General features: G+C 48.6%; 14 protein-coding genes. 8 read left to right on the forward strand and 6 right to left on the reverse strand.

All coding sequences use genetic code 11. The features are described from left to right. Positions 1-1,101: 1,101 nt before the first annotated feature. Positions 1,102-1,509 (forward strand): PadR family transcriptional regulator, encoded by a 408-nt coding sequence (locus tag NG833_RS05880; protein WP_254564377.1) that lies wholly within the window; start codon positions 1,102-1,104, stop codon positions 1,507-1,509. 305 nt (positions 1,510-1,814) lie between these two features. On the opposite strand, the gene NG833_RS05885 is transcribed toward NG833_RS05880, so the two are convergent. After that, positions 1,815-3,107 carry a tetratricopeptide repeat protein gene (locus NG833_RS05885; protein ID WP_254564378.1) on the reverse strand — a complete coding sequence of 431 codons (1,293 nt, stop codon included), beginning with the start codon at positions 3,105-3,107 and terminating at the stop codon, positions 1,815-1,817. Positions 3,108-3,682: 575 nt separating this feature from the next. On the opposite strand from NG833_RS05885, the gene dnaX reads away from it, so the two are divergent. Beyond that, complete coding sequence (gene dnaX / locus NG833_RS30940; RefSeq protein WP_254564379.1) at positions 3,683-6,901, forward strand: DNA polymerase III subunit gamma/tau; 3,219 nt, start codon at positions 3,683-3,685, stop codon at positions 6,899-6,901. Between the two features lie 85 nt (positions 6,902-6,986). Here dnaX and NG833_RS05895 read toward each other — a convergent pair whose 3' ends face one another. Then, positions 6,987-8,408, reverse strand: coding sequence for a glycosyltransferase family 2 protein (locus tag NG833_RS05895; protein ID WP_254564380.1), 1,422 nt, complete (start codon positions 8,406-8,408; stop codon positions 6,987-6,989). Positions 8,409-9,689: 1,281 nt separating this feature from the next. Between NG833_RS05895 and ebsA the strand changes: the two genes are divergently transcribed. From ebsA to lepB, 3 genes are all read left to right on the forward strand, one after another. Further along, entirely contained in the window at positions 9,690-10,070 is a 381-nt protein-coding gene (gene ebsA, locus NG833_RS05900) for a type IV pilus biogenesis protein EbsA (protein WP_254564416.1), read from the forward strand. Positions 10,071-10,244: 174 nt separating this feature from the next. Continuing rightward, positions 10,245-11,348, forward strand: a complete 1,104-nt coding sequence (locus tag NG833_RS05905; protein ID WP_254564381.1) for a DRTGG domain-containing protein — start codon at positions 10,245-10,247, stop codon at positions 11,346-11,348. A gap of 177 nt (positions 11,349-11,525) precedes the next feature. Then, positions 11,526-14,159 (forward strand): signal peptidase I, encoded by a 2,634-nt coding sequence (gene lepB / locus NG833_RS05910; protein ID WP_254564382.1) that lies wholly within the window; start codon positions 11,526-11,528, stop codon positions 14,157-14,159. 329 nt (positions 14,160-14,488) lie between these two features. On the opposite strand, the gene NG833_RS05915 is transcribed toward lepB, so the two are convergent. After that, positions 14,489-15,928 carry a carotenoid oxygenase family protein gene (locus NG833_RS05915; protein WP_254564383.1) on the reverse strand — a complete coding sequence of 480 codons (1,440 nt, stop codon included), beginning with the start codon at positions 15,926-15,928 and terminating at the stop codon, positions 14,489-14,491. Positions 15,929-16,008: 80 nt separating this feature from the next. On the opposite strand from NG833_RS05915, the gene NG833_RS05920 reads away from it, so the two are divergent. The 3 genes from NG833_RS05920 (at position 16,009) to NG833_RS05930 (ending at position 17,879) form a co-directional block, all read left to right on the forward strand. Beyond that, positions 16,009-16,515, forward strand: coding sequence for a hypothetical protein (locus NG833_RS05920; protein WP_015150823.1), 507 nt, complete (start codon positions 16,009-16,011; stop codon positions 16,513-16,515). A gap of 324 nt (positions 16,516-16,839) precedes the next feature. Beyond that, the gene (locus NG833_RS05925) at positions 16,840-17,331 is read left to right on the forward strand and encodes a YajQ family cyclic di-GMP-binding protein (RefSeq protein ID WP_254564384.1); all 492 of its coding nucleotides are present in this window, start codon (positions 16,840-16,842) and stop codon (positions 17,329-17,331) included. Positions 17,332-17,426: 95 nt separating this feature from the next. Further along, entirely contained in the window at positions 17,427-17,879 is a 453-nt protein-coding gene (locus NG833_RS05930) for a YidH family protein (RefSeq protein WP_254564385.1), read from the forward strand. A 309-nt stretch (positions 17,880-18,188) separates the two neighbouring features. On the opposite strand, the gene cbiD is transcribed toward NG833_RS05930, so the two are convergent. The 3 genes from cbiD to NG833_RS05945 form a co-directional block, all read right to left on the reverse strand. Then, positions 18,189-19,259, reverse strand: a complete 1,071-nt coding sequence (cbiD, locus tag NG833_RS05935) for a cobalt-precorrin-5B (C(1))-methyltransferase CbiD (RefSeq protein ID WP_254564386.1) — start codon at positions 19,257-19,259, stop codon at positions 18,189-18,191. A gap of 58 nt (positions 19,260-19,317) precedes the next feature. Continuing rightward, a complete protein-coding gene (locus NG833_RS05940; RefSeq protein WP_254564387.1) occupies positions 19,318-20,205 on the reverse strand; it encodes a tetratricopeptide repeat protein in 888 nt (295 codons plus the stop codon). 478 nt (positions 20,206-20,683) lie between these two features. Further along, positions 20,684-21,148 carry a hypothetical protein gene (locus tag NG833_RS05945; protein WP_254564388.1) on the reverse strand — a complete coding sequence of 155 codons (465 nt, stop codon included), beginning with the start codon at positions 21,146-21,148 and terminating at the stop codon, positions 20,684-20,686. Positions 21,149-21,344: the final 196 nt, after the last annotated feature.

Consider the following 21,344-nt stretch of genomic DNA (forward strand, 5'->3'; position numbering starts at 1 on the left):
TTTTTAGCGATTTGTCTGAGCACTATCTGATGATCCGTGCTGGAAATTGGGGTGCAACTCAGGCCAAGTTTCAGGGGAACTTGACTTGATCCGTGGGAGAAGATGGCGATCGCCGGTAACCGGGTTAACCCAGTCCCGGTTGACTACCCAGATTTTCAAAGAAAAATCGGGGTAAAATGCCCGCAGGGTTCATGACTACAAGCTTGTCTACAGGCTTTCAACGGGGGTGCGGTATCACCGACCCCGAGTCACAATCCTACAGCTGAAGCAGATTTAAGACTTCAACAGGTTCTGATTGAGCTGTGGATTGATTGCTCCAGTCGGCCTAGGAAAGAGGAAGGGTGCGCTCAGGTTTGAGAAAATCAAGCCATCTTCTGCCTGAGTCAATTCCGCCGACTGAACCACAGACTAACCCGAACGATCGCAGGGGTTGATGATCCATCCCTCGGTCTATCTGGGTATTAACAGGGGTGCAAATTACTACTAATAAATCAGGGCTGGCTTGCCGTTAGAGATAATTTTTAACAAGTTTGGTTCTAACGTTCAAGTCCTCAGAAGTTGTATTTATTTTATTTGGGTGCTGACTTTCGCTGATTCCCTCAGTAAGAGTCTGTATAAAAAAAATTGAGAGCGGATGTTTTGCGAGTTAGCTGGTAATTTTCCTGGCTGAACTCTCTCTGAAACTCGCTTGAACCAGATGGCGGCAATCAGACGAGGTTACGATCCTTTTGTTCCGGTATTATAGGAAGTTATTTAAAACTTTCTGCAATACAAATTATCTGAAAATTTGGAGCAACTTTCTTCTGGTACTCCGATTCTAGTTCAGGCAATTAAAAAAGGATGAATTCTCATTCACTCTGTGCCGACTAACTGGCTTCTTTGGCAGTTTCATCCAGCAACGCATCTATACCGAAGGGAACAAAATAACAAATCTTCAATCTTCCCGACGCTCGGGACGGTATCTGGGTTGACTTTGAGTTGACTTTGAACTGTAGATTTTTCACCACTCAAGAGAGCGGTCAAGCTACGAAACGTCAATCTTTCAGTGCGTCAATTCCTGTATCAATTGGTATTTTAAGGGGTATTCAGCGGGTAACTCAAATGAATTTTGAAGAGATCTATGACTTTTTTCAAAACCCTCCGCCGATCTATCTGAATAAAGAACTAACCGTCTGTTATGTTCTCTCAGTGTTATTGACGGGTGACTCTTATGGCACAGAACTGATTCAGCAATTAGAGCGGGAATATCCAGCCTATCGACTTTCGGATACGGTACTCTACAGCGCTCTGAAATTTTTAGAAAATGAAAGAGTCATTAAGGGTTACTGGAAAAAGGTTGAAGGCCGGGGAAGACCCAGACGAATGTATCAGGTTCATCCGGAATTCCAGGGACAAGCTCATGATTTCGCTCTACTCTGGCAACAGTATGCTCTTGAAGGTCACGGCATACCGAATTCTCCTCCAGATCACGTCCATTCCCATGAAAACAAGAACCAGGGTACGGGTTGAATCGGGAGGAGGGGAGATGGGGGAGATGGGGGAGATGGGGGAGATGGGGGAGATGGGGGAGATGGGGGAGATTTTCGTAGTAACGCCTTCAGGCGTTATCCTCTTATTTTCTTAGTAACGACTTCAGTCATTCCTCCCCATCCTCCCCATCCTCCCCATCCTCCCCATCCTCCCCATCCTCCCTCGGGAGGACCGTAATTCGTCCGGTGATGGGTGCGGCCCTTGCATTGCCCCGATCCGGGATGTCCGGTTAAATAATAGGTCCCTGTTATCCCGGGACAAGCTAGGTTAGGCCAGTCGCCGTCCTAGCTTTTTTTCATGTCTAGCATTGCAGCATTCCGATATCTCCAAGCAGTGGGGTCATCGGGTCGCAGTTGCAGGGCCCGTTCATAAGCGGCGATCGCCTCGGGAATCCGATGTAACCTTTCCAGGGTTTGACCCAGGCACAACCAGCCATGATAATCATGAGACTGGATTTCCAAGAGTTTCTCAAAGGCGGCGATCGCCTCGCCATACCGATGCAGATTCCCCAAAGCGGCCCCCCGATTAAACCAAGCGGCAGCATAGTCCGGTTGCAAGTCCAGGGCTTTATCATAGGCAGCGATCGCCTCTTCATACCGCTGCAAATCATAAAAAACATTGCCCCAGTCATACCACCCTCGATGGGATTCTCTATGGATTGTCAGGGCTTCTTCATAAGCGGCGATCGCCTCCTCCGGTTGCTTTAACTGCATCAGGGCCTTCCCTCGGGCACAAGATTCCTCCGGCGTATTCGGTTTCATCCCCACCGCCGACTCAAAATCCGCCGTCGCTGCTGCTAAATCATCCACAGCTTTATAGGCTAACCCCCGCTGAGTCAGGGCCGCCACAAACTCGGGTTTTTGAGCTAATGCCTCGGTTAAATGGCCGACTGCCTCTTGATACAGTCCCATGCGGTGACAAACCAACCCGAGTCCATACAAGACTTCTGGGTGATTGGGGGAATGGGTTGCCGCTTGCTCAAACGTGGTTAACGCCGAGGGATATTGACGGCGATCGAGATGAATCTGTCCCAGTTGTAAATAGTGTTCTAGGGTAAATTCCGAGGCGGGGGTAGCTGGGGATGGAGTATTTGCTTCGCGATCGAGCAACTTTTGACCAATTTCTCCCGCCACTGTCGAGAGTTTGCCACAGTTTAACGCTCCTAACTGCACCATCCGCCTTGCTAATTCTTGATTGGGGACTGGGGAATTCAGCAGACGAGTGCCAAATTGCCGTAACCAGAGTACATAAGCATCAGAACTCTCAATCTCCGCATCCTTGAGATTAACTGTAGAGTCTGGTCCTATTTTCTCCAGAAATTGGGTAACCTGAGCTTGACTCCAGCCCCGATGCACCCCATCAAGTAATTCAGAAAAGAGAAATTCGTACTCTGCCGCAGAGAGAGGTTTGGTGGGTTGGTGACGAGGACCCGTGAGCGTCTGGAAGCGAACTCGGTTTTCCGGCTTTTTCGGGAAAGATTGAGGAGGCGATCGGCGAAACCACTGTTTCCACAAGCGGATAAGCTGCTGCCAGATTCGGCCCAAAGTTTTCCCAACCCGTTGCATGAACTGCATCATTGATAAATTTATCCCTCTGTCCCTACGGATTTCTTTTCTATTCCCAGTCCCACCCCATCGCTGCATTTTTCCGATGCTGGCAGCGTGTTGCCTTCACTCTCATCAAACCTGCCTGCGACCTGGCCAGAGCCTATCCCGGGTCAATGGGGAGGCGCTCCAGCCCAATCCTAAACCGCCTCTTCTGCCACCGATATCTATCTATAGGGTTAGGAAGGGAATAGGCCGGTGCTATTCTATTTTAGAATGGGGATTGGCGCTTTTCCCTTTAAAATTGCAGATTGGGAGCCTTTTTCTTCCGGTCAAAAAAGGCAAATTTTTCACAACCGAGGGAAACCAGCAGAAAGAGGGACCCTTGATACGGAATCCGGTTGTCAAAGGTCTGCAAAAACCCGCAGGCTGAAGCCTGGGGCTATACGGACGAAGCCCGCCTGCGCGGGCTAATACAGAAAATCGACTTTTACCAACCGGATCTGGTAACCCTGACAACCCTCCTGCTTGCTTTTGTAGTGTCTAAAAAAGTCTGTTCGCTTCCCCCCTATTCTTGTTCATAGATATCCCAGAAAGTCTAAAATCCTATGATTCGTATTGTTACTGATGGCTCATGTATTGGTAATCCAGGGCCTGGGGGCTGGGCTGCAATTATTATTCGTGACGGTACAGTAGAAGAAATTGGGGGTCACGATTCTCAGACTACCTCTAATCGAATGGAATTAATGGCAGCTATCGAAGGACTGCGCCACCTATCGACTACTGAACCAGTGCATATCCAAACAGATAGTGACTACCTCCTTAAAGGCATAACTGAATGGTTACCCGGTTGGAAAAAAAGAGGATGGAAAACTGGAGATAAAAAACCTGTAGCCAATCAAGAATTGTGGGAGGAATTGGAAAAACTTACGGGAAATCACGTCACTTGGGAGCATATCAAAGCTCATGCTGGACATCCAGAAAATGAGCGGGCTGACAGACTAGCGAAGGCTTATGCCAAGGGAAAAAAGAATCAGAGTAGTACAAAAATTTTTGACCCCCCAATTGAAGGGGATTCTGGAGAGCTTAGTCAGGAATCCTACAGCAAAAGTTTAACAGGTAATCAACAAGTTTTCGCGCCATCCATGCCATACGAACCGCTACATCACAAATATCGCCCCCAAACCTTTGCGGATTTGGTGGGACAAGAGGCGATCGCCACCACCCTAACCAATGCGATTCGCCAAAACAGAATCGCACCCGCCTATTTATTTACCGGACCCCGAGGCACCGGCAAAACGTCCAGCGCCCGGATTCTCGCCAAATCCCTCAACTGCCTCAACTCCAACGGTCCCACCGAGACCCCCTGCGGTGAATGCGAAGTCTGTCGCACCATTGCCAGAGGAACCTCATTAGACACCATTGAGATTGACGCCGCCAGCAATACCGGAGTTGATAACATCCGTGAACTCATCGAACGCGCGCAATTTGCCCCCGTACAATGTCGCCAAAAAGTTTACATTATTGATGAATGTTTAACGGGTGATACCCTGGTGCAAACTGCTGAGGGGTTGATGAGAATTGATGACCCTTCTCTGCAAAACCAACAGGTTCTCAGTTATAACGAATCGAACGGGAACTGGGAATGGAAAAAAGTCCTCCGCTGGCTAGAACGGGGGGAACGACAAACACTGATTATTAAAACAGGTAATCGAGAAATCCGATGCACCGCCAACCATCTGATTCGGACGGAAAACGGCTGGATAGCTGCCGGGAAAGTGAAACCGGGAATGAACATTCTTGCGCCTTCAGTGAGCCAGAAAACCGTCAACAGCGAGAGTAAAGCCAAACTACCCTCGCCCAGCTTGAATCTATCTAGGCAATTAGTTGCAGTAGGTGCGGGGAAAACGCAGATACTACCCGAAACAGGATTGACGCATATTTTCCGAGGGATTCCTAAATGTAGAGGCGATTCGCGAATCGCCTCTACATTCCCTATTCAATCCCATGAATGGATTACAAGTTTGGAGAAGGTCGAATCTGTTGCAATGGCAGATCCGCGTCAAGTTTACGATATTGAAGTAGAAACTCATCATAACTTTGTGGCAAATGGACTGTTAGTTCATAATTGCCATATGTTGAGTACGGCTGCTTTTAATTCGTTGCTCAAGACTTTAGAAGAACCACCCGATCGCGTGGTCTTTGTCTTAGCCACAACGGACCCCCAACGAGTTTTACCGACGATTATTTCTCGCTGTCAACGATTTGATTTTCGCCGGATTCCTGTAGCTTCAATGGTTCAGCATTTGAAGCATATTGCGGGCAATGAAACCATTAATATCAGCGATGAAGCGGTTTTGACCGTAGCTCAAATTGCTCAGGGGGGATTGAGGGATGCAGAAAGTCTCCTGGATCAGCTTTCGTTATTGGAAGAACAGGTTACCGTAGAGCGGGTTTGGGATTTGGTGGGGTCGGTCCCGGAGCGAGATTTGATTCAGTTGTTAGAGGCGATCGCTGCCGATAATCCAGAACAAGTCCTGGATAAAGCCCGAGAATTGATGAATCGGGGTCGAGAACCCCTGATTGTTTTACAAAATTTAGCCGGGTTTTATCGGGATTTATTAATTGCTAACACCGCCCCCAATCGTCCCGATTTAGTTGCCGTTACCCCTCCAACTTGGCAACAGTTATGTGCTGTGGCTCAAGACTGGGAAATGCCGACTATTTTAGCCGGACAACAACATTTACGCAGCAGCGAGGCGCAAATTAAAAATACCACTCAGCCGCGTTTATGGTTAGAGGTGACTCTGTTGGGATTATTACCCTCGGCATTAATTACACCGACTCAGGGACGGCAAGAAACATCCAGTCGAGGGGGTGGGAATGCGGCATCACCAGGGAGAACCTCTGCACGTCCTTCCTCTGCTGAGAATGTCCCTCAGTCTCCCCCAGTACAGGGGATGAACCAGGGGAGTTCCGTTGGCGCTGCCTCTCCCCAGGAGAATCGCCAAGCCTCTCCCCAGGAGAATCGCCAAGCCTCTCCCCCACCATCGGCACCGATTCAGGGGTCTGGTAACCCGCAACCAGCCGGTGTAGAACCGAGTGGCAACCTGGAACAAACCTGGCAAACTTTGATGGAATACCTGTCTCTGGGAAGCAAAGCGCTGTTGCAGCAACATGGACGGCTGATTGCGTTTAGTAACAACCAAGCTCAGATTGCGATTCGCTCGGCGAACCTGTTTAAGATGGCTCAGAGCAAAGTATCGGATATGGAAGCTGCCTTTTTTAAGGCGTTTAATCTGCGAGTTAAAGTGGTGATTCAGGTATCTGGGGAGGGACCGCCTCCGGCTTCGGCTGCGATCGCCCCGAGTCATTCAGAACCCCCCTCCGCAAGGATGGAGCCACCGCCGACTCCGATGGGCAATGGACAGGCCAACTCCACCCCACAAAGCCCCGTAAATCCCGAAAATTCACCGCCTCAATCCCCCCCTCAAAATCCCCGAATTGAAACGGGTAACGGGCCAGAAAATCGCCCTCCGGTGTCCGTTGGGGCGACGGGAAGACGGGATATTCCCCGAGGTGAGGAGACGGATGATGATGAGGTCATGCGGGCTGCTCAACGATTTAGCAACCATTTTAATGGGAAATTAATCAGCCTCCCGGATGACCCGGAGGCAAAGGCTAGGGCTCAGGCAATTGAGGCAGAATTTAGCCATACCTGGGATGTTCAAAACCCGAGCTCTGAGGAGGAAATGGGGGGAGTTGTAGAGAGTCCCAATCCTGCTGATGATTTAGAAGATGACCCGTTTGGGGGGTTGGATTTTTGACGGGATAGGATTTAAGCCTGTTTTCCCAGCAACCCCACAATGTAGGGGCGATTCGCGAATCGCCCCACAGGGTCAGGCGGGAGAATTATGCAGGTAATTCGCCGCTGCCTTGATGAACAGTTTTCACCCATTTGAGCTGTTTGGGACGGACCGAAATCCGGAGGGTGATGCTAGAAATCACCACCACCCAATGCAGGAGGTAAATGATACCCCGCACAGTTTGGATGAGGGTTTGGACGGGTGATGCGGGGCGAGATTTGGCGATTTGAGCGGTTTGTCGTTCAATGCGCCGGAGCCCAGTAAACATTCCCACCAGGGAAAGACTCATGGCAAGGGTGGTTAGGGGGCTGTAAATGGGGAAATGTTTGAAGCCGATCGCCAGGATTAAATCGGGGATTGCGGCTGCCGGGAGGAAATATTGGATTATCCAAAAGGCCAACATATCCCAGGATTTGGAGTTGGGGAGGCGATCGCTGAAAATTAGCCGCCAATAGTCTAAATAGCGCTGATATCCCCCTTCTCCCCAGCGATTGCGTTGATGCCAGAGGGCCAAAGGACGAGTCACGCCCTCTTCTTTCACCGGGACGGTGATAAATTGGACATCCCAACGGTCCAAATGCAGCCGCATGGTCAAATCTAGGTCATCGGTGATGGTTTCTTCGTTGAATCCGCCACAGCGATCGAGGGCTTGACGGCGGATAAATTGACCGTTACCGCGCAGTTCCCCAATGCCACCGACGGCGATGCGTTGCTGTTGGAAATAGCTATCTAAGGCCATTTCTGCCACTTGTCCCTTGGTCCAGAAATTGACCGCAGGATTGGCGATCGCCTTCCGCATTTGCACGGCCCCCACTTGGGGCGGATGGAAGGTTGGGAGGACTCGTTGCAGGAAGTCTGGGGAGACTTGAGCATCGGCATCAAAAACCCCGATAAATTCTCCGTGAGTCAGGGGAATGACTTGATTGAGCGCCCCCGATTTTCCCCCCGTGGCATCGGCAGAACGCCGAAAAACATTGAGGTTGTCGTATTTTTCGGCGAGTTGCTGTAACACCTGGGGGGTGCGATCGCTGCTGTTATCGTCGATCGCCCAAACTTCATAGCGATCGCGGGGATAATCCAGATTGCACAGGACATCAATCAGCTTACTAATCACGGCTTCTTCGTTCTTAGCCGCTACCAGCAAGGAAACTTGGGGCCAGTGTTCCTGGTTTTCCGGGTCCAGGGGTTGTGGGGTGGGAAAGGCTTTCGCCCGGACAATCCGAATCGCATGGAGTGCTAACAGTGCCGTAAAGCCCAACACCAGCCAATATCCCCAAGAGAGGAAATGAAGGACAAGGGTGAGAATAGAAATCCCCAATAACAATACAGCAGCTTTGAGTCGGCGACCCAGATACCCCGGATAGGAAAAGTCTTCGACCTGATCAGAATCTTCAAAAGCAGACAAAATCAAATGAAGAGGCTCGAATTCCTCGAAGGAATTGTTTTCGGGCCAGGAATTGGCTGGCATAGTTTACTTAGGTAAAAAAGCAATACAGGTTCAGTGGTTTCTCAGCCCCTAGACTCCAGGGGGTGACAGGGATTCCGTGGGAAATGCCAGTCAGGATGAAAGGCGATCGGCCCCAGACTGCGGTTTCCGTTAGGGAATCCTCGCCCTCGATGTCTCTAAGGCTTCAACGCCAGTCGAAACAGGAGCGTTAGGAGCTTAGAGAAACCTTAATGTTGTTTTATTGTATCCTTGATTGTTATTTTTCTACCTCGTTGCTGCAATTGAGCCGGATTCAGCCTTCTAAAAAAAATGTTCGTAGTAACGACTTCAGTCGTTACCCCGTGACGAAAGCGGATGCTTTCGTCACGCACCCCTCTACGCCGCCTCCAGTGATAGTGCGTGTTATGGCATCCGCCATAACACGCAAGCAACGACTGAAGTCGTTACTACGAACAATCAGAAACCACCCAAGTCTTTCTCTAGGAAAAATGTTTGTAGTAACGACTTCAGTCGTTATCGCGTGACGAAAGCATCAGGCCAAGTCACGCACCCCTCTACGCCGCCTCCAAGGATTGTGCGTGTTATGGCATTCGCCATAACACGCAAGCAACGACTGAAGTCGTTACTACGAACAATCAGAAACGCCTCAAGTCTTTCTCTGGGAAAAATGTTTGTAGTAACGACTTCAGTCGTTACCGCGTGACGAAGGCGTAAGGCCAAGTCACGCACCCATCTACGCCGCCTCCACTGAGTCCGCAAGAGGAGGGTTAGGGTGGGGTCCCCACTTCACGAGGAAAACCCACATTAACAAACCACCTCCGGTCCCCTCCCCTTGGCAAGGGGAGGGTTAGGGTGGGGTCCCCATGTTACGGGGAAATCCAAAAGCTCAACTGCTCACCCCATCATAAGTTTCACCCCTACAGACTCCGGTCCCTTCTCCTGTGTCTTGGGGTAGGGCTGTTTCATTCTCAAATTTTCCCGACACTGTAAGCATTACAGCCCAAGGGTTTTCGGCATTATTTCTTAAGTTAAAGCTAAGAAAAAGAGACCACCCCGTCCCTTCGGGACACCCCTCCAAGGGAGGGGAATCAGCCTGTATCCTTCGCCAGACAAAGGTTAGCGACAACACAAAAATCAATTTTGCCGGGAGAATGAAACAGCCCTACTGGCCAAGGGGAGGGCGGGACCCTAAAACTTGCCAAAATTGATGAGGATAAGGGAATCATGACCGGAAGACTTAAATTCCCCACCCCCTTCTCCACTACACTTTTTATTGATACTGGACTAGAAGGAGCAGCGAGCATGGGTAATAACCTCGATCAACTTCAGCCTGCTGACAATCGGGAGATAGGGGTCTATATCCCTTACTACCAAGGCAATAAACGAGCGGTGTTACCGAGAGCGATTAGCCTTTATCGTCAAGGGAATTTGGAGGGTGAGCGCAAAATAGAGGGCGGTGAGAATATTCCATTTGTAGCAAGCTGGCACGTTTCCTCTCTCCCGGCTGATCTGACCCGGTGTCGCATCCAGTTTGATGGCAATGCTGACCTCAGCTATGAGGTGACGATGGCAAATTTTGAGTTTATCGACCACTTAATCGATGTGATTATCAGTCATAAGCGATACCATTCGGTGGATTTTTCTAAGGGGTTCTATCGGAAGTTGCTGCTACTGGATGACTAGAATAAAGACTAACGATTAGCTAAGACCCGCACCCTGAAGGGTGGGGCACTTGCGGACGAAGCCTGCCTACGCAGGCTAGTACAGAAAACTGACTTTTTACAACTGGATTTGGGAGAAGACCTCATCTGAAGACCCAAACCAGACTATCAACACAAGAGAATAGGGAGTGAGTGCGTGCCAACATCTGCCAAATCAAAATCTAAATATCTCGCGATCGGATCAACTCGGCCTTATAGCGGTAAATCCTCGATTATCCTAGGCATGGCCCAGCAATTCCAAGCTAAGGGGCTGGATATTGCGTATTCTAAGCCCCTGGGAACTTGTTTCAGTGAATTGGGAAATGATGGGATAGACGAGGACCATCGATTTTTAGCCAAGACTTTGAATCTGCCGGATAATCGACTGGGGGAGACCCTGCTGTTTTTAGATGCGCCGACCCTGGAGAAACGTCTGCAAGGTACCGGACAAACGGACTACTCTGAGAGTCTGGTGAATTCGTTGGAAAAACTCGGGGGAGATTTAACGATTTTAGAGGGGGCTGGGACTTTAGATCAAGGCCGGTTATTTAATTTGTCGGTGCCTAAAGTTGCCAGTCTGATTGAGGCGTCGGTATTGTTGGTGGCGCGCTTCCACTCGATGTTAGATGTGGGGGAACTGCTATCGGTTCAGGACCGCTTGGGCGATCGCCTCCTAGGAGTGGTTCTCACGGATATCCCGGAAGAAGTTATCCCCAGTGCCTCGACGATTCTGCGTCCGTTTTTGGAAGAACAGGGGATTCGGGTGTTTGGGTTGCTGCCAAGGAGCAATTTGCTTCGCAGTGTCAGCGTTCGAGAGTTGGTGCAACGGCTGAATGCGGAAGTGCTCTGTCGTCCCGATCGCCTAGATTTGATGGTGGAAACCCTGAAAATTGGGGCGATGAATGTCAACTCTGCTTTAAAGTATTTCTCCCAAGCTCAAAATATGGCGGTGATTACCGGAGGCGATCGGTCAGAACTTCAACTGGCGGCCCTGGAAACCTCCACCCAATGTCTGATTCTCACCGGACATATGCCACCGAGTCAGATGATTCTCAATCGCGCTGAAGAGGTCGAGGTTCCGGTTTTATCCGTTGATTTGGATACTCTGAAAACCGTGGAAATTATCGATGAAACCTTCGGTCAAGTTCGCCTACATGAACCGATTAAAGTGGAATTTATGCGAAAACTCATGTCAGAGCATTTTGACGTAGACCGCTTGCTGTCTATTTTAGGTTTGGAACCTGTACTTTCTGGGCGGTAAAAGGAATAGATTAACCGCACCCTAAAGGGTGGGGCTATACGGACGAAGCCCGCCTGCGCGGGCTAATTTTTAATTAAAAATTCCTAGGGAATGCGAGCATCTTGCTCGCTATTGTTCTTTTCGTGCAAGATGCTCGCACTCCAACAGCGAGCAACCACTATTTGCGAGGGGGATGTCATGTCAAATCAGCAAAATCGATTTTTTCGGTATCTTCGGTTGGCGTTTGTGGCCCTGGCATTTGTTCTCTATCCTTATTTTATCAACCAACTGCCTCCCTTGCCGGAGTGGATAGGGAATGTGCCAACCCCAGTGGCAATTTGTGGGGCGATTGTTTTTGCCCTCATTGTTGTGGTTGGACCGGAATTATTAAATGTAAAAGAAACGCCCCCGGAAGAGTTATGGCGTAAACTTCTGCAAGAGAATCAGAAACTCATTAACGATCGCCTGAAAAATTCGCTGGATCAAGACAGCCATATTCCTATCACCACTATTGATTCTCCGGGTGATTTGGAACGACCCCGAAGGAAAGCGCCTCAAGAATCATCCGTCAAGGGGTGGAGAACGTGGTGGCAAAATTTGCAGCCTTCCGCCAGTTTACCAAAAGCGATCGCTGATAAATTGCCTCTAATCAAAACTCGGCGAAATTTGGAGAATTTACAGACAGAAGAAGTCACCCAATTATCACCCAGTAAACCGATTGTAGAGATTTTCAAGGAAGCCAACAAGCGTTTATTAATTTTAGGAGAACCGGGTAGCGGCAAAACGACAGAATTGCTAAAATTAGCCCAAGCATTAGGAGAAGTAGCCGAGAACAATCCCAAAGAACCTATCCCATTTATTTTTGAGCTTTCTGCTTGGCGGGGAGAAAGGATGCTGGATTGGATGGTGGGAGAAATAGTGGCACAGTATGGACTAAATCCAAAGTTATGCCGGGAGTGGCTGATTTTTGACCGCATTGTGCCGTTGCTTGATGGTTTGGATGAGTTGGGAGAGGAACGAGCAAAAGAAGCAATTCGGGCGATCGATGCATTACAAGCGGATTATCACAATCAGCAAAAGGCATTAGTTATCTGCTGTCGAGTCACAAACTATGAAAGAATCACCGATAACAACCGTCGTATCCGTTTAAAGGGAGTCGAACGAGCAGTCAGGCTTTGTGAATTGACTGATGACCAGATTGAAGGGTATTTAAAGCAGCGTAAAGCAGAACATATTTGGGATGAACTCCAATCCAATTCTGGGTTAATGGAGTTAGCGCGGAATCCCATGTTATTAAACCTTATGCCTATTGCTTATCCGGATGAATTACCAGACAACCTTCCTCAAAACTCCCAAGATTTCCAAAGCCGACTGTTTGACGCCTTTTTGCATCGAAAACTCTCTTCAACCCTTGCAGGCTACGACCCAGAAAAAACTAAATATTATTTAGCATGGTTGGCTGCAAGTATGGGCCGAGAAGATATTAATCAACGGGAGTTTTTGATTGAAAGGCTGCAACCAAATTGGCTAGAAACTCAAAAACAGCGAAATCAATACTCAAGGATTAATAAGCTGATACTTGGACTGATTGGAGGACTAATTTCAGGACTGATTTTAGGGCTGATTTTAGGGCCTGTTTATGGGCTAATGGGCGGGCTGATTTTAGGGCCTATTTACGGGATAATGGGCGGGCTGATATCTAATTTTGATTCTATTGACTTAATAGAAAAATTTGATATTTCTGGGAAAAATTTGAAAAGGGCATTTCTTGTGGGTTTATACTATTCAGTCATTTTAGGAATCTTTTTAGGACTGATATCATGGTCATATTACTGGCTAATTGGAGGGTTAGTTTACGGACTTAATTACGGGCTGATTGAAGGCTTAAAAACCGACATTAAAATTAGAAAGTTTCCTAATCAAGGAACCAGAAAAACTGGTTGGAACTCTCTAATCACAATGGTAATCGCTATTCCTTTTTGTTTCTTAATTTGGATTGTACCTCGTTGGGCTACAGGACAGGATTGGGACTGGACTGGAACCTTGAGTGTGGGAGGATTTTTGGGCATTTTCTTTGGGTATTACCTTGGCGGTGGGAAGGCATTTATTCAACACTTTACTTTGCACTGGGTGTTGTGTCATCACGGACGCATTCCCCGAAATTATGTTCACTTTCTGAACGAAGCAAGTGCCTGTGGTATTTTAAAGCAATCTGGGGGCCGATATCGGTTTTATCATGATAAATTCCGAGAGCATTTAGCCTTTACCATTCAGTTGAAAGTTGAGCCAGTATCATCCCGTAAAAAATATAATTTTTTTGGAGTTTCTTTACAGGAGATAGGAATTGTATTTACCGCGATTTTATTAGCGGTAATTCTGACTAACACTTTTGGATTTAACCCCGATTCAGTGAGTGCCATGAATCCGCTCATCCAAACTAGCGATCGCGTTTTCTTCGATCGCCTAACCTATCCTCGATGGCGACAGCCCCAGCGCTACCAAGTTATTAGTTTTGCAACTAAGAACTTAGAAGAGAACTTCTCCAAGCACTTCGCCTCTCGCCGCATCCTTGCCCTGCCTGGTGAAAGGTTAGAAATTAGCTCCGGTCAAATCATTCTCAATGGCAAACCTTTGGATGATAACCGGATAAAACTTCCCTCGGATTTCAACCAGTCACTCATTACCCTCGCGACTGATGAATATTATGTGGTGGCAGACAATTTGAATTATGCCAATTTTGAAACCTTTGGCGCGGTAGTTCCTCAGCAGAAGATTAGAGGTCAATTAATCCTGCGTGTTTACCCCTTCGATCGCCTTGGACTGATTCGCTAGTTTTAGGTGAGGATGGTGCATTCCAGGGAAGATTTTGATTGTTGGTCAAAGATTTGGGTGAGTCGCAGGATCCGGCTAGGGTTTAAACCGGCGCTGGTTCTCTGGAGGCAGAGCCTCCAGAAGTGTGTGACTCGGCAGAGCCAAGTCACAAGGAGATTTGGGTAGGTACGCGGCTATTTGCATTGTTTTCCCTCTTAGCCTGCGTAGGCAGGCTTCGTCCGTATAGCCCCAGGCTTCAGCCTGCGGGGCTATTTCTATTTGCATTGTTTTCCCTCTTAGCCTGCGTAGGCAGGCTTCGTCCGTATAGCCCCAGGCTTCAGCCTGCGGGGCTATTTCCCCGCATTCCAAGTCCCATGAAACCCCAACGGAATCACCCCCGGCAACCCTAACCGACATTGCGGTTCCTCTTCCAACCTATCGCCATCAAAAATCCATACCTGACTCTGATGTTGGTTCGCATCATAAACCACCGTTAAAACCCACCCTTGTTCAGCCCGATCGCCATCTGGTGCATAAATCGGTTCACTCGGATAACAGTTCTCTGGAATAGGGGCCTCGGTCAAATGGCCGGTTTGATAGTCGAACCGCCCGATCGCCCCCACAGGTTCTTTCCCTAACTCCACTCCCTCTCGATGCAAGGATAAATAGGTATAGCGCCACTCCTGTCCCACTTCTCGGAAATCTACTGTGGGAAACTCACAGTGGCGATCTATCATCGTCTCTGTCTCCATCACTTGGACAGTCTGGGGATTCACTCGGACTCGGCAGAGGGTCCCTTTGGCTGCTGTCTCCGTCTCCAAGGTGGCAAACTCTTTGAGATATTGATTCGTCTGGAAATCCTGATAGCGCACCACATCTAAGCTAATCTCTCCACTGCCATTCACGGCACCATTGCCAAAATGCCACTGATACCAGGGTTCCGCTTCCCCCCGACTCACCAGTTCTAAACTAGAACGGTCAATCACTAAAATTTGAGTCCCTAACTCGGGATGCCAGGTTAAGGAATCGCTAAAACTTTTCAGGTGCAACAGGACGGGTAACGCCGACATCCGTACCGGGGGAATCACAAAGATTAAATAGGGTCCCGCCATCACAAAATCATGAATCAGGGGCATTCCCTCTAGGTCAAAAGCGGCCTGTTGTTGGATTTGGCCCTGGTTGTTGCTGCGGTAAACGTGCAATTGGGCGTTTTTTCCCGGGGAGACGCCAAAATTATAGATTTCCCCGGTTTGGGGGTCCCGTTTGGGGTGGGCGGAATAGCCCCAGTTCGGTGCCAATCCGCCTAAGTTGTCCAGTCCGAAGGTTTCTAGGGTTTCTAAATCTAATCCGTGGGGATGTCCCCCTTCCCAAAGGGCTAAGAGTTTGTCCGGGAGGGCAATTACCGAGGTATTGGCGGGATTTTTCATTCCCTTGCCGAATCGTTTCCAGATAGGTCCCGGGGGGAGGGTGCCATATCCGCCAAATTGCAGGCGGCCCTCGGCTTCTTCGGCTTGATATCCGGCGGTTTGGACGTAGCGGTAAAGGGCGCGGCTGTCCCTGCCGGTAAAATGAACACCTAAAATTGCTCCATCCCCATCAAACCAATGTCCCACGCGGTTTTCCCCTCGGGTGAGTCGGGCTGGACCATTGCGGTAGAGGGCTCCGCGCAATCCGGGGGGGAGGGTTCCAGCGATGATTTTGAGGGGAGTGGAGGGAAATTCCTGGGCGGGGGTGGCGATCGCCTTTGTCCAACTTTGCTCTCGGATTTCGGGTTTGCTAATCGTTTTCATGGCTATTTTTAATCTATTTATCGTACTTGGTCTTATCTTTGCTAAAATAACTGCGTTGTTCTAGTTATTTCTTACCGTCTTTGAGTCAATCAATAGACACATCACCCGGGATCGATACTCTGGCGCAAGAACTGGCCTCGATCCAGCAAACGGGTTCTAAACGGATTTCCCTCTTGGGTTCCCGTCATGTTCCGATTACCCATCAAGCGCTCATTGAGCGAATGACCTATGCTTTGGTCTTGGAAGGGAATCGAATTCTGACCTCCGGTGCCACGGGCACCAATTCTGCTGCGATTAAAGGCGCGATGAAGGCAGATCCGAATATGCTGACGGTAATTCTCCCCCAAAGCCTGGATCGTCAACCCCGAGAGTCGCGCAAGCAACTCGAAAAGGTGATCCACTTGGTGGAAAATCCCGCGAATGACCATTTATCCTTAGCCGAAGCCAGTGCTTTGTGCAATTTGGAAATTGTCTCTCGCTGTCAGCAGTTAATCTGCTTTGCATTCCATGATAGCCACACGCTATTGCAAACTTGTCAGGATGCGGAGGAACAACGCCGACTTGTGACGTTGTTCTATTTTGATTAAGGGCATCCTCGTTTACCTAGGCTTGACCCTGCGATCGGATTTCCCATTTGGCGTTTGGATCCGCTTGTGTCTGCTCCCGTTTTACTCTAAAATTTCCCCCGCGAAGAAGAGATGAAACTGCCGTTGCCTAGGTCAGTTATTGTTTAAAGACTCCCAGGCAATGGCCCCGAGGCTACTCGATTCGTCTAAGTTCCGGAAGAACGTTGCAAGGCGAACTCACGGAGGCGATCGCTGATGTCTGGCACTGGCAGTTTGTCCCCCTCTTCGAGTGGTTTCATGTTCTAGTAATTTCTAGTTGTACAGATAATTAGTCCCGTATTATTCATGGCTTCAACGTATTCTTTTGATATTGTCAGCGATTTTGACCGCCAGGAACTGGTTAATACCATAGACCAAACCAATCGCGAAATTACCAGCCGTTACGACCTGAAAGATACCAATACTACGGTTGAACTTGGGGATGATGAAATTGTCATCAATACTAATAGCAACATGACGCTAGAGGCGGTTCAATCGGTACTGCAACAAAAGGCGGTTAAGCGGAATTTATCGTTGAAAATTTTTGAGTATGGCAAGGAGGAATCCGCCAGTGGTAACCGGATTCGTCAGGTGATTAAGCTCAAAAAAGGCATCGCCCAAGAGGTGGGTAAACAAATTACCAAGTTACTTAGGGATGAGTTGAAGAAGGTTCAAGGCTCAATTCAAGGCGATGCGGTGCGGGTTTCTAGTAAGTCTAAAGATGATTTGCAAGAAGCGATGCAGTTGATTAAACAAGAAGATTGGCCGGTAGCGTTACAGTTTACCAACTATCGGTAATTGGGTAGGGGGAGAAGTTTCTGGGAAACCGATCGCTATCTGTAGGGGCGAGAAAGCGAATCGCCCCTACAAATTAGGGGTTAATGGGAGTGGCAATGACTCAGGAAAAAATAGACCGACAACGAGAACATCAAGCTAATGAACGGACGTTTTTGGCTTGGTTGCGGACTTCCATTGGTATGATTGGCTTTGGATTTGCGATCGCTCGTTTTGGTCTATTTTTACGGGAGTTGCAAGCCAGTGTGACAGGTGAACCGGAATCTGTACCGGCGATCGCCATTGATTCCCAAACTCTGGGAGTGGCATTGGTGATTATGGGAATTATTTTTATTCCCCTCTCCGTCTGGCGCTACAATCGGGTTTTTCAACAAATCGAATTCAGCGCCTATCGCCCGAGTCGCTGGATGGTGTGGTTAACGGCAGCAACCGTGATGATTGTCGGGGTTCTAACGATTCCCTTCGTGTTGTTGCGCCACTCTTCCCGGGAACCGATTCCCCTATTGGAACAGCAAAGTCAGGAAAATATGAGGGGCGATCGCGATCGATAGCTGACCCCTGAAGGGGTCACTTACAAGGGTAGGTTTTTGACGAGGTAGTTTTTTTCAAGTGTTGCTTGTTCATAGCCCTCCCCTTGGCAAGGGGAGGGTTGGGTGGGGTCCTCTTCGCCCTAGATGATAAGAAAGAAGTTTAATCCTTTACCTCATCAGGGTTCCGTCGCCAATCCGGGTATCAAAACTGGTGTTTTTGCGAACTGGGTGGACCCCACCCTAACCCTCCCCTTGGCAAGGGGAGGGGACCGGAAGTACCCTTACTCTTAGGCAAATCTCCATAAACGTAAAAAATCTACTCTTGTAAGTTCAGGGGTTATCCCACCGGCAAGGCTTGATTTTAGTAATAATTTCCCCTTTCCGGTCAAATAAAATAGTGCCAACTTCTAAAGCCGTATCGGCATATTTTTTAACATAATTCTGAGCATTCTGACTAATTTTATCGGCTAAGTTATTAAAAACTAAATCAGCCAATTCTCGTTCTTTAATTTCAAAATAAGCAGCATCAGCAGTTTTAGCTTGTAAAACCGCTTCTACCGTCGCTAAATCTCCACCCGCCTGAACCACTGCGGCGCTAAGAATTTCTAATTTGGCATCGGCAATATGGCTGGAAGTGTTAAAAATTCCCCCGGCTAATTTAATCAGTTTTCCCTGATATCCCAGTAACAGAACTGATTCTGCACCCCGCAATCCGGCTTCAACTAACAGCGCCCCGATCCAATTTCCCGTTTGTACAATGCTTGATTCGGGAATACCTAACCGTTGGGCGACTACTAGACCATTATTCCCAATGCAAAAGGTTAAATGAGGGGAATTTTTGACCTTGCACTGCAAATTCTGCCGAAATTCATCAAGATGATCGGCAGAGGACAGGGGTTGAGAAATTCCACTGGTTCCGAGTAAAGCGAGTCCTTCTAAGATGCCGAAAGCGGCGTTAGAAGTCCGGCTGGCGAGTTGTCGTCCTTCGGGTAAAATAATAGAGACAACAACGGTTTTATTGTCGGGAATTAAGGGGAATAAATTTCGCTCAAACAGTTGCCGCGCATAGTGATAAATGGCGGGTTCTCCCGTTTCGGTTTTGCCTAATCCTTCCCCAGCTTCTAGGATTAAGGGTTGAGTTTGGCGGGGGGTCCATTTCACCCAAGCCCAAATGGGAGTATTTCGAGTCAAGTCCAGATTATCCCCTGGATCGCTGAGGGCGATCGCCAAAGCGGACGTGCCATCAAGTTGAGCGACTTGATGGATGGGAATCTCGACGGATTCGGGAATTAGGTCAAGGGTGACAGTTTTGGGGGCCTCTGCACTGGGAGAAAGCACCATCAGGGCCGCTTTCGCCGCAGCAACGGCGAAAACGGGTAGGGTGTAGCCGGTTTTTGCCATGTTAAGAGGGCCAAGGACTGAAATAATGAATATTTAAGTTTACGGGGACGGGTGGAAATTAGGGAAGATTTTTGCTAATGGGAGACTCGATACTGAGATTCGGTTTAAGTTCGTAGGCTTTATCATAACTGGCGGCAGCGCTACGGGTGCAATCTAAGGCTTCTAGGGCCAAGGCTCGATAATACCAGGCTTCGGCATTTTTGGGGTTGAGATTGACGGCTTTATCGAGGCTGACGATCGCCTCTTCATTGCGGTTGAGTTCTTGAAGCACGACTCCGCGATTGTACCAAGCCCAATGATAGTTAGGAAAGGATTGTACGGCTTTGTCGTAGCTGGCGATCGCTTCGGAATATCGCTTTAACAAGTATAAAGTGTTCCCACGATTGTTCCACACTTCGTAGAAGTCCGGTTGTGAGGCGAGGGCTTTATCGTAACAAGCGAGGGTTTTTTCCGTCAGTCCCATGCTTTTGAGGGCCAGTCCTCGGTGATACCAGGCGCGGGAATAGTCCGGTTTGAATTCGATCGCCCGATCATAGCTGGCGATCGCTTCGTCATATTTACCTAAGTTCCCCAAGGCAATGCCCCGATTATTCCAGGTGCGATGATGATCCGGTTTCAGGCGTAAGACGCGATCGTAGCTCTCAATGGCTTCTTGGTGGCGTCCGCTGTCATCGAGGGCGTTGCCACGATTGATCAGGGCCTGGTAACAGCCTGGATTGAGCTCTAGCGCCATGTCGTAGCTTTTGATGGCAGGATTAGTCCGCCCCAAGTTGTACAGTGCATTGCCGCGACAGTACCAGATTTCATCTGTATTGGGTTCTAGTTCCAGAGCTTTGTCATAGCTGGCGATCGCTCCTGTATAGTTTCCCGCTTCACTCAGGCTTAATCCTTTCCGAAAGAAAAACTCAACCTCTAGGCCCTTAGCACAAGTTATGAAATTTGACATCTTTCTTTTGGGAGACGTTTTTAAGATGATGTTAGCCAGGATACCATATTTTCTAGCGGTTGGGAAAACTTTAATTCTAAAATTTTCTGAAGCAATTTAGGGGCCTTTAAATCTGAAGCCCCCATTGCTCATACGGCTCTCCCCTTGATTATATCCAGGTTTGCGCGGTATTTTTGCAGAAAATTTGCACTACCCCGGTCCGGGATCTGAAGGGTTAACCCAGACGAAGGCTAGGGAGAGAGTCAGGAAAAAATCATAATGGAGGATTAGATGTCAAGAGCGTTGGGTAGAAATTTTGTAGCCCCAAAAAAAAAGAAGCACCGCTGTGCTCCTGTCCCGAATGCATATCTATAGATTTATACCTATCGAGATGCATTTCATAATAGAGTTCATAGATGTCACCCCTAGGCTATATAGATAGAACAAACATCGGAAACATCAAATATTCGCGCCGAGTCAGGGTTGCGGTGAGCATTGCTTAGGAAAGCCAACCCCATCGACTGCCTTGGGACTGAAGTAGAGTGACGGAGGAAGCGGTTTGTTGCGGAAACAGGAGAGAGGAAAGATCCCCAGAGAGTTTTTCGTATTCAGCCTCGCGCAAGTCCATGAGAATTTCCCGAATTTGTCCCACATTGGGGTTATCAATGAAGCGATCGCGAACCGCTTCTACAGCGCGATCGAGGGCGAGATCGGCTTCAACATCATTTTGAGCTAATCCTAATTCGGCGTAGAGATTGTTGAGTTCTACTCGTAAGGGGTCTAATTCCGGGGAGTCGGGAAGCTTGTTGAGCAATGTGGCGATCGCCGCTTGGTTTTCCTGCGCAACCACCGAGGATGACTCCTGATTGTAAGTTGGGATGGAGATAATCTCAGGGTTTTGGTCAACCGCTTGTGCTGGGGTAAAGACCATCAGGGTTGAGATCAATAGACAGGATACACACATTTTTCCTTTCCTCAATATAGAGTAGTGTTTCTAGATCTTGGTGAGTCTTTCAGTTCAACCATGAGGCTAACCGGACTTTGACACAGAGTCTAGCAGGAATGCAAAAAGAATGCAGAAGCAGTTACCATCAGCGGTTCAGAACTTCCGCAATGTTAGCAATGTCACCCGAACTGTAGGCAGGATAGGAAGTGACCCG

It is taken from the genome of Oscillatoria sp. HE19RPO (genome assembly GCF_024220515.1).
In the GTDB taxonomy this organism is placed as follows: domain Bacteria; phylum Cyanobacteriota; class Cyanobacteriia; order Cyanobacteriales; family Laspinemataceae; genus Laspinema.